Genomic DNA, 8,702 nt, shown 5'->3' on the forward strand with positions numbered 1-8,702 from the left:
CCCGTTCGGTGCTAAGAAGACCTCCGTGTGCGTAGCGGAGCGCCGCCTCCGTGCAATTGGCAGCAATTGATGGAGCGTCGGGTCACGGCATGGAGCATCCCGGATTCTTCAGGCGGGCCGGGCCGTTCTCATTGGCGGATATCGCCAAGGCGACGGGTGCCGAGCTGGCGCCAGGGGCAACCGCCGCCGATAAGATGATCGAGGACGTGCGCACCCTCACCGACGCCGGGCCGCGCGACCTTTCGTTCTTCAACAACCGCAAGTACGCCGAGCAGCTCAAGGCGACGCACGCCGGCGCCTGCCTGGTGCTGCCGGCGTTCGCTGCGCGGGTTCCTGATACAACCGGAAAGCTGGTCACGCCCGATCCCTACCGCGGCTTCGCCCAGGCGCTGATGCTGTTCTATCCGGAGTCGCGCCATTCGCAGGCCGCCCCGGGCGGGCGCGAGCAGCGCATCGATCCGACCGCCGAGCTCGAGGAGGGCGTCATTATCGAGCCCGGCGCCATTGTCGGCGCCGAGGCCCGCATCGGCCGCGGCACCCGCATCGCCGCCGGCGCGGTGGTCGGCTACCGCGTAACCATCGGCCGCGATAGCTACATCGGCCCGCTCGCCACCGTCGCCCACGCCCTGATAGGCGACCGGGTCATCATCCATACCGGGGTGCGCATCGGCCAGGACGGGTTCGGCTTCGCGATGAGCGGGCGCGGCCACTTCAAGGTGCCGCAGATCGGCCGCGTCATCATCCAGGACGACGTCGAGATCGGCGCCAATTCGGCCATCGACCGGGGGGCCCTTAAGGACACCGTCATCGGCGAGGGCAGCAAAATTGATAATTTGGTCCAGATCGGGCACAACGTCGTCCTCGGACGCCATTGCGTGATCGTTGCGCAAACTGGAATTTCGGGCTCGACGGAGCTGGGCGATTTCGTCGTCATGGGCGGTCAGTCCGGTACGGTTGGGCACATCAAGATCGGCACCGGTGCCCAGATCGCAGGCACCGCGCACCCGACAAAGGATGTCCCCCCGGGGGGCCGCATCGGCGGTACGCCGGGCCGTCCGCTGACGCAGTGGGCTCGCGAGGTCGCCCTACTCACCCGCTTGGCCAAGCGCGGCGGGAAGGATAATGCCGACGAGGCGTAGTTTGCGGGCCGGCAGTGTAAGAGGTCGAAGAGGCATGAACGACATGGGTGAAGCCAAAGCGAAGACGGCGCTGGCGACGGCGGACATCATCCGTGTGCTCAAGCTGCTACCCCACCGCTATCCCTTCCTGATGCTCGACCGCATCTACGACATGGACGGAGATTCGAGCTGCGTTGGCGTCAAGAACGTCACCATCAACGAGCCGTTCTTCCAGGGCCACTTTCCGCAGTACCCGGTGATGCCGGGGGTGCTCATCATCGAGGGTCTGGCGCAGACTGCTGGCGCGCTGTGCGTGCACTCGCTCGGCGAGGACTACCGCGCCGAGCTCGTCTACTTCATGGGCATCGACCGCGCCAAGTTCCGCAAGCCGGTGCTGCCGGGCGATCAGATCCACTACCACGTCAAGAAGATCCGCAACCGCGGGCGCGTCTGGCGCTTCTTCGGCGAGGCGAAGGTCAACGGGGCGACGGTGGCCGAGGCCGAGGTGAGCGCCATGCTCGCCGACACCGCCGAGGCGCGCGCGTTCGCGGCAGGCGCGGCGGCGAAAAATGGGTGAGATGACCGCTCATCCGACGGCGGTGATCGAGGCGGGCGCCAAGCTCGGCGCAGGGGTGAAGATCGGCCCCTATTGCGTCATCGGCGCCGACGCCACTTTGGGCGACGATGTCGAGCTGATGAGCCACGTCGTTGTCACCGGCCGCACCAGCATCGGCGCGCGCACGCGCATCTTCCCGTTCGCCTCCATCGGTCATCAGCCGCAGGATCTCAAGTACCACGGCGAAGCTTCGACGCTCGCGGTCGGCGCCGACTGCATGATCCGCGAGGGGGTGACGCTCAATCCCGGCACCGAGGGCGGCGGCATGTCGACCACCATCGGCGACCGCTGTGCCTTCCTCGCCAACTCGCACGTCGGGCATGACTGCCACGTCGGCAACAACGTCATCTTCTCCAACAACGTCATGCTGGCCGGGCACTGCACGGTTGGCGACTTCGCCATCCTCGGCGGCGGCGCGGCGGTGATCCAGTTTGCCCGCGTCGGCGCGCATTCGTTTCTCGGCGGCATGTCGGGGCTGGAGAACGACCTCATTCCCTACGGCATGGCGCTCGGCAACAGAGCGCATCTCTCCGGCCTCAACATCGTCGGATTGCAGCGCCGTGGCTTCTCGCGCAATGACATCCACGATTTGCGCCGCGCCTACCGGCTGCTGTTCGCCGCCGAGGGGACGCTCGCCGAGCGAACCGAGGACGTGGCGCAGGAGTTTGCCGGTCAGCCGATCGTGCAAGAAATCCTCGCGTTCATTCGCGCCGGCGGCAAGCGCAGCCTGTGCACGCCGAAAGAAGCGGCCGAGGCTTGAGGTAAAAGATGCCGGGCTCGCTGCGCGTCGTCGGCATCGTGGCGGGCGGCGGGAGTCTGCCGCGCGAGATCGCCGAGCACGTCAGGGCGAGCGGTGGGACAGTGCACATCGTGTCGATCATCGGCGAAGCCGACCGCGATTTGAGCGATTTCCCGCTCACCAGGGTGGGCTGGGCGCAGATCGGCGGCATGGTGCGTGCGCTGCGCAACGCCGGCGCCACTGAGCTGGTGATTGTCGGCTCCGTGCGCCGGCCGGATCTTTCGGCCATCAAGCCGGACCTCGGCTTTTTCCTCAATCTTCCGGCCATCGCGCGCGTCGTCAGGTCCACGGGCGACGATAGCGTGTTGAGCCGGGTCGTGCGCTTTTTCGAAAGCAAGGGCTTCAAGGTCGTCTCGCCGGTCGATGTTGCGCCTTCCCTGCTGGTCGAGGAGGGCGCGCTCGGCGCGCTGCACGCGGACGCGCACGAGATGGTCGACATCGCGCGCGGGTTCGACGTCGTGCGCGCGCTGGGGCCGTTCGACGTCGGGCAGGCGGTGGTCGTCACCGACGGGCGCATCGAGGCGATCGAGGGCGCCGAGAATACCGACGCCATGCTGGCGCGTCTGGCGCTGCAGCGGCATCGGCCCGAGGGTGGTGTCGGCCCCCGCCGCGGCGTGCTCGTCAAGCGCCCGAAACCCCGCCAGGAAATGCGCGTCGACATGCCGGCCATCGGACCGGGGACCGTGGAGCGCGCGTTGGCCGCAAGCTTGCGCGGCATCGCCGTGCTGGCCAAGGGCGCCATCGCGTTGGAGCGCGGCGAGCTCATCCGCAGTGCCGACGCGGGCGGGCTGTTTGTAAAAGGTGCCGTCGACCGCGGCATCGCCGTCGCGTCGGCCGCGCCGAAGGTGTCGTTCGTGAGGCTCGGCAGGGTGTCGGCCAGCCCGCGCCAGATCGCCGATGCGACAAGGGGTGCCGCGCTGCTCAGTGCTTTGAGGCCATTCCGGATGAGCGGCGGCACGGTCATCGACCGCGGCCACGTGCTGGCCATCGAGTGCGGCGAGGGTATCGCGTCGCTCATCGCCCGCTCCGGCAGCCTGCATCAGTGGGGGCGCCGCCACTGGGGGCGGCGCGCGGCCGTCGCCGTCGTCTCCGGAGCCGTCGCCGCCGATCTTAACTCGGTCATCTCCGCTGCCGCCGCGGCGCACCTCGCCGGTATCGCGGTGCTCGGTCGCTCGGCCGACGAGCTCGCACACGGCGTAGCACTCGCCGACCGGCACCGGCTGTTTCTCATTGCCGCGCCCCACCCGGGAGGCAGCGCATGAGCCTCACCGACCGCGCCGCGGCTGCACGGCCCGCCACGTCGGGACGCATCGGCAAGGGGGGGCCTGCCGCCGGCCGCGACGACCTGCGCATCTTCCTCGTCGCCGGCGAACACTCGGGCGATGCGCTGGGCGGCAAGCTGATGAGCGCGCTCAGTGCCCAGTGCAAAGGGCGCATTCACTATCTCGGCGTCGGCGGCGAGGACATGGAGCGCGCCGGCCTCGCCTCCCAGTTCCCGCTTTCCGACGTCGCCGTCATGGGACCATTGTCGATCCTGCCGCGCCTGCCGCGCATCATGGCGCGCGTCTACCGCACGGTGGACGCCGCCGTCGCCGCCGAGCCCGATGCCGTCGTCATCATCGACGCACCGGAGTTCACGCATCCCATCGCCAAGCGCATCCGCAAGCGCTTGCCGTTCGTTCCCATCATCGACTACGTGTCGCCAAGCGTGTGGGCGTGGCGCCCCGGGCGGGCGCGCAAGATGCGCCCTTACGTCGATCACGTGCTGGCGCTGTTGCCATTCGAGCCGGCCGTGCACCAGCGCCTCGGCGGGCCGCCGTGCACGTACGTCGGCCATCCGCTCATCGAGCGCCTCGACTGGCTGCACGACCTCGATGCCGCGCCGCTGATCGAGCGTCTCAAGCTCGATCCCGGCCGTCTCGTCCTCGTCGTGTTGCCGGGCAGCCGCGCCTCCGAGGTGACGCGCCTCATGGGTCCGTTCGGCGAGGCGCTGGAGCTGCTGCATGCCCGCCGCATCCGTCCGCAGGTGATCATCCCGGTCGTGCCGCACGTGCGCGCGTTCATCGAGCGGCACATGCAGTCATGGACGGTGAAGCCGCACCTCATCGAGGGCGAGGAGGACAAGTTCCGCGCCTTCAAGCTGGCGCACGCGGCGCTGGCCGCGTCCGGGACGGTGACGTTGCAGCTGGCGCTCGCCGGCACGCCGATGGTCGTCGCCTACAAGGTCGATGCAGTAGCGGCGCGCCTGCGCTTCCTGCTCAACGTGCCCTCGGTGGTGCTCGCCAACCTCGTGCTCGAGGAAAATGTCTTTCCCGAGTTCCTGCAGGAGGAGTGCACGCCGCAGAATCTGGCCAGCGCTTTAGAGCAGCTGTTGCGCGATACCCCCGAACGCCGCGCTCAGCTCGCCGCGCTGGCCCGCATTCCGCCCAAGATGTTGCTCGATGGCGGCACTCCCAGCGACTTTGCGGCCGAGATCGTGCTCGACTACGCCGCGCATGGCCGCCGGCAGATGTGACGACGGCCGGCGGTGCGAGCCGTCGGCCGTCGCTAGCCCCCGAAGATCTCGCAAGCGCGCGATCAGCGCTGATCGATCGGCACGTAGTTGCGTTCCGTGGCGCCCATGTAGAGCTGGCGCGGACGCCCGATGCGCTGCTCGGGATCCTCGATCATCTCCTTCCACTGCGCGATCCAGCCGACGGTGCGAGCGATGGCGAACAAGACCGTGAACATCGAGACGGGGAAGCCAAGCGCGCGCAGCGTGATGCCGGAGTAGAAGTCGATGTTCGGATAGAGCTTCTTCTCGATGAAGTACTCGTCCTGCAGCGCGATGCGCTCCAGCTCCATGGCCACCGCGAGCAGCGGCTCGTTCCTGATGCCGAGCGCGTCCAGCACCTCGTGGCAGGTCTTCTGCATCACCTTGGCGCGCGGATCGTAGTTCTTGTAGACGCGGTGGCCGAAACCCATCAGGCGGAAGCCGGAGTTCTTGTCCTTCGCCTTTTTGATGAACTCGGGAATGCGATCCACGGTGCCGATCTCGGTCAGCATGTTGAGCGCCGCCTCGTTGGCGCCGCCGTGCGCCGGGCCCCACAGGCAAGCGATGCCGGCGGCGATGCAGGCAAAGGGGTTGGCGCCCGAGGAGCCGGCCAGGCGCACCGTCGAGGTCGAGGCGTTCTGCTCGTGGTCGGCATGCAGGATGAAGATGCGGTCGAGGGCGCGCGTCAGCACCGGGTTGGCGATGTACGGCTCGCACGGAATGGCGAAGCACATCTGTAGGAAGTTGGTGGTGAAGTCGAGGTCGTTGCGCGGATAGATGAACGGCTGGCCGATGGAATACTTGTAGGCCATCGAGGCGATGGTCGGCATCTTCGCCAGCATGCGATGGCTGGCCACGGCGCGCTGCTCGGGATCGTTGATGTCGGTCGAGTCGTGATAGAAGGCCGACAATGCGCCGACCGTGCCGACCATCACCGCCATCGGATGCGCGTCGCGCCGGAACCCGGTGAAGAAGCGCGTCATCTGCTCGTGCAGCATCGTGTGACGCGTGATGGTGGCGCGGAAGCCGTCGTACTGCTCCTTGTTCGGTAGCTCGCCATGCAGGAGCAGGTAGCAGACCTCGAGGAAGTTCGACTGCTCCGCCAGCTGGTCGATCGGATAGCCGCGATAGAGCAGCACGCCATCATCACCGTCGATATAGGTGATGCGCGACATGCAGTTGGCCGTCGACGTGAAGCCGGGGTCGTAGGTGAAGCAGCCGGTGTCGCGGTAGAGCTTGCCGACGTCGATCACGTCGGGCCCCAGCGTGCCGCTGCGCACCGGCATCGTGGTCGATTTGCCTTCGAGCGAAAGCTCGGCGGTGCGTTCCTCGGTCTTGGGCGCTATTTCGTGAACGTTCATGGCGCGGAAATCCTATGATACCCGGCAGAGGGAATGGGTTGCGAGCACTCGGAGGAGGCCTTCCGGCGAGGTTCTCAAGCAGCGTTCCCCTATGAGCGTCTTACTTGTGGTCGATACGGCAAATACGGCTTCTGCCGCGTGTAGTGAGGCCATGCTACACTACTTTTGCAGCGCAACATAGCTACCTCGAAAGGCGCGCCGCACCGCAGCGAACGCTCCCCGGACAGGCCAAGTTCCGTATGCCATCTGCCTGATCAGCGGAACCCTACCAATGTCCCCCTAGCGTGGCAGGGTGCAACAGGCGCCGGCCCTAAGTGGCCTGGTCGCGGATGCGGGCCAGCGCCTCCTCGCGCCCCAGCACGGCCATGACGTCGAACACCGGCGGCGACACAGATTTACCGGTGAGCGCGGCGCGCAAGGGCTGCGCCACCTTGCCGAGCTTGGCCCCCGCCGCCTCGGCATAACTGCGCACGATCGCCTCCAGCTCGGTGGCCGACCAGCGACTGGCGGCCTCCAGCCTGGGCAGCAGCTTGTTCAGCGTTTGGCGGCCCTCCACATCGAGCAGCTTCTGCGCCTTCTCGTCGAGCGCTAAGGGCCGGTCGGCGAACAGGAATTCGGCGCCGTGGATCAGCTCGACCAGCGTCTTGGCCCGCTCCTTGAGGCCCGGCATGGCGATGAGCAGTTTGGCGCGCATGTTGGCATCGAGGCGCTCGGTGATCGCCGCGCCGCCCGGCAGGTAGGGCAGCAGGTCCTCGATGCGTAGCAGCAACTCCTGATCGTCGGCCGAACGGATGTAGTGGCCGTTGAGGTCCTCGAGCTTGGCGAAGTCGAAGCGCGCCGCCGCGCGGTTGATGTCCTTGAGGTCGAACCAGTCGAGCATCTGCGAGGTCGACATGATCTCGTCGTTGCCGTGGCTCCAGCCGAGACGCGCGAGGTAGTTGCGCAGCGCCGCCGGCAGGTAGCCCATCTCCTTGTAGGCTTCGACGCCGAGGGCGCCGTGGCGCTTCGACAGCTTGGCGCCGTCGGGCCCGTGGATGAGCGGCACATGGGCAAAGAGCGGCACCTGCCAACCCATGGCCTGGTAGATCTGCGTCTGGCGCGCGGCGTTGGTCAGGTGGTCGACGCCACGGATGATGTGCGTGATCTTCATGTCGTGGTCGTCGACGACGACGGCGAGATTGTAGGTCGGATTGCCGTCGCTCCTGAGGATGATGAGGTCATCGAGCTCCTTGTTGGCGAACACGACACGGCCCTGCACCAGGTCGTCGACCACCGTCTCGCCCTCGCGCGGGGCCTTGAGGCGGATGACGTAGGGAACGCCCGCGGGCGCCTCGGAAGGGTCGCGGTCGCGCCAGGGCGAGCGGATGGTGAGCGGGCGCTTCTCCGCCTGCGCCTCCTCGCGCATCTTGTCGAGCTCGGCCGGCGTCAGCCAGCACTTGTAGGCGCGGCCGCGGGCGAGCAGCTCCTCGGCCACCTGCCGGTGGCGCTGGGCGCGGGCGAACTGCGAGACGGTGTCGCCGTCCCAGTCGAGCTGCAGCCACTTGAGGCCGTCGAGGATTGCCGCCACGGCCGCCGGGTTGTTGCGCTCGCGATCGGTATCCTCGATGCGCAGCAGGATCTTGCCGCCGCGGCCCTTGGCGTAGAGCCAGTTGAACAGGGCGGTGCGCGCGCCGCCGATGTGCAGATAGCCGGTGGGCGATGGGGCAAAGCGCACGACCGGCGCGCCGCCGTTGCGTGTCTTCTCGGTCATCTTGTTATCGATTGGCGTTGAGATGCGGGAGATCAGCCGGCGATGTAGCATGCTTAGCCGGGACGGGTAAGGGGCGCCGGGGGCGGATATGCTGGGGACGGCCGGCAGCGACAATGGCGGCGGTTTGCTGGCGGCTCTGGCGCGCCGGCTCGAAGCCGAGCAGGAGCGCTGGTTCTGCTGGCTGCCGGTACTCATCGGCTGCGGCATCGGCGCGTACTTTGCTTTGCCGGTCGAGCCCTCCGTGCCGACGGCGCTGGTGCCGCTCCTCGTCGTGCTGGCCTGGCGCGCCTCCGGCACGCCTCGCACGCCATTGCTATCGCTCCTCATCGCGGGGCTCATCGCCGTGGCGTTCGGCCTGGCGCTCGCCAAGCTGCGCGTCGAGTGGGTGCGCGCGCCGGTGCTCGCGCGACAGCTCAATAGCGTCGAGGTGCGTGGATGGGTCGAGCTCATCGAGCCGCGCCCCGCGGGCGGCCAGCGGCTAACGCTGCGCGTCACGGCGCTCGGCGATCTGGCCGAGACGGAGCG

7 protein-coding genes and 1 pseudogene are annotated in these 8,702 nt (G+C 67.7%); 6 read left to right on the top strand and 2 right to left on the bottom strand.

Annotated features, from left to right (window positions below):
- Positions 1 to 89 precede the first annotated feature (89 nt).
- From lpxD to lpxB, 5 genes are read left to right on the top strand one after another with little or no spacing between them, the layout of a single operon-like run.
- Entirely contained in the window at positions 90 to 1,139 is a 1,050-nt protein-coding gene (gene lpxD / locus F9K20_RS11380; RefSeq protein WP_291001420.1) for a UDP-3-O-(3-hydroxymyristoyl)glucosamine N-acyltransferase, read from the top strand.
- Between the two features lie 43 nt (positions 1,140 to 1,182).
- Positions 1,183 to 1,695 (top strand): 3-hydroxyacyl-ACP dehydratase FabZ, encoded by a 513-nt coding sequence (fabZ, locus tag F9K20_RS11385; RefSeq protein ID WP_291001423.1) that lies wholly within the window; start codon positions 1,183 to 1,185, stop codon positions 1,693 to 1,695.
- A 1-nt stretch (position 1,696) separates the two neighbouring features.
- Entirely contained in the window at positions 1,697 to 2,494 is a 798-nt protein-coding gene (lpxA, locus tag F9K20_RS11390) for an acyl-ACP--UDP-N-acetylglucosamine O-acyltransferase (RefSeq protein ID WP_291001454.1), read from the top strand.
- Positions 2,495 to 2,502: 8 nt separating this feature from the next.
- Positions 2,503 to 3,795: an LpxI family protein gene (locus F9K20_RS11395; protein ID WP_291001426.1), complete on the top strand. Its 1,293-nt coding sequence runs from the start codon at positions 2,503 to 2,505 to the stop codon at positions 3,793 to 3,795.
- A complete protein-coding gene (lpxB, locus tag F9K20_RS11400) occupies positions 3,792 to 5,048 on the top strand; it encodes a lipid-A-disaccharide synthase (protein ID WP_291001429.1) in 1,257 nt (418 codons plus the stop codon). The genes F9K20_RS11395 and lpxB overlap by 4 nt, the downstream gene beginning before the upstream one ends.
- 62 nt (positions 5,049 to 5,110) lie before the next feature.
- Here lpxB and gltA read toward each other — a convergent pair whose 3' ends face one another.
- Entirely contained in the window at positions 5,111 to 6,427 is a 1,317-nt protein-coding gene (gene gltA / locus F9K20_RS11405; protein ID WP_291001432.1) for a citrate synthase, read from the bottom strand.
- 310 nt (positions 6,428 to 6,737) lie between these two features.
- Positions 6,738 to 8,177, bottom strand: a complete 1,440-nt coding sequence (gene gltX / locus F9K20_RS11410; protein ID WP_291001435.1) for a glutamate--tRNA ligase — start codon at positions 8,175 to 8,177, stop codon at positions 6,738 to 6,740.
- Between the two features lie 88 nt (positions 8,178 to 8,265).
- Between gltX and F9K20_RS11415 the strand changes: the two are divergent.
- Positions 8,266 to 8,702, top strand: a pseudogene (locus tag F9K20_RS11415) (hypothetical protein); the annotation flags it as partial.

The organism is Hyphomicrobium sp., assembly GCF_009026145.1.
GTDB lineage: Bacteria > Pseudomonadota > Alphaproteobacteria > Rhizobiales > Hyphomicrobiaceae > Hyphomicrobium_A.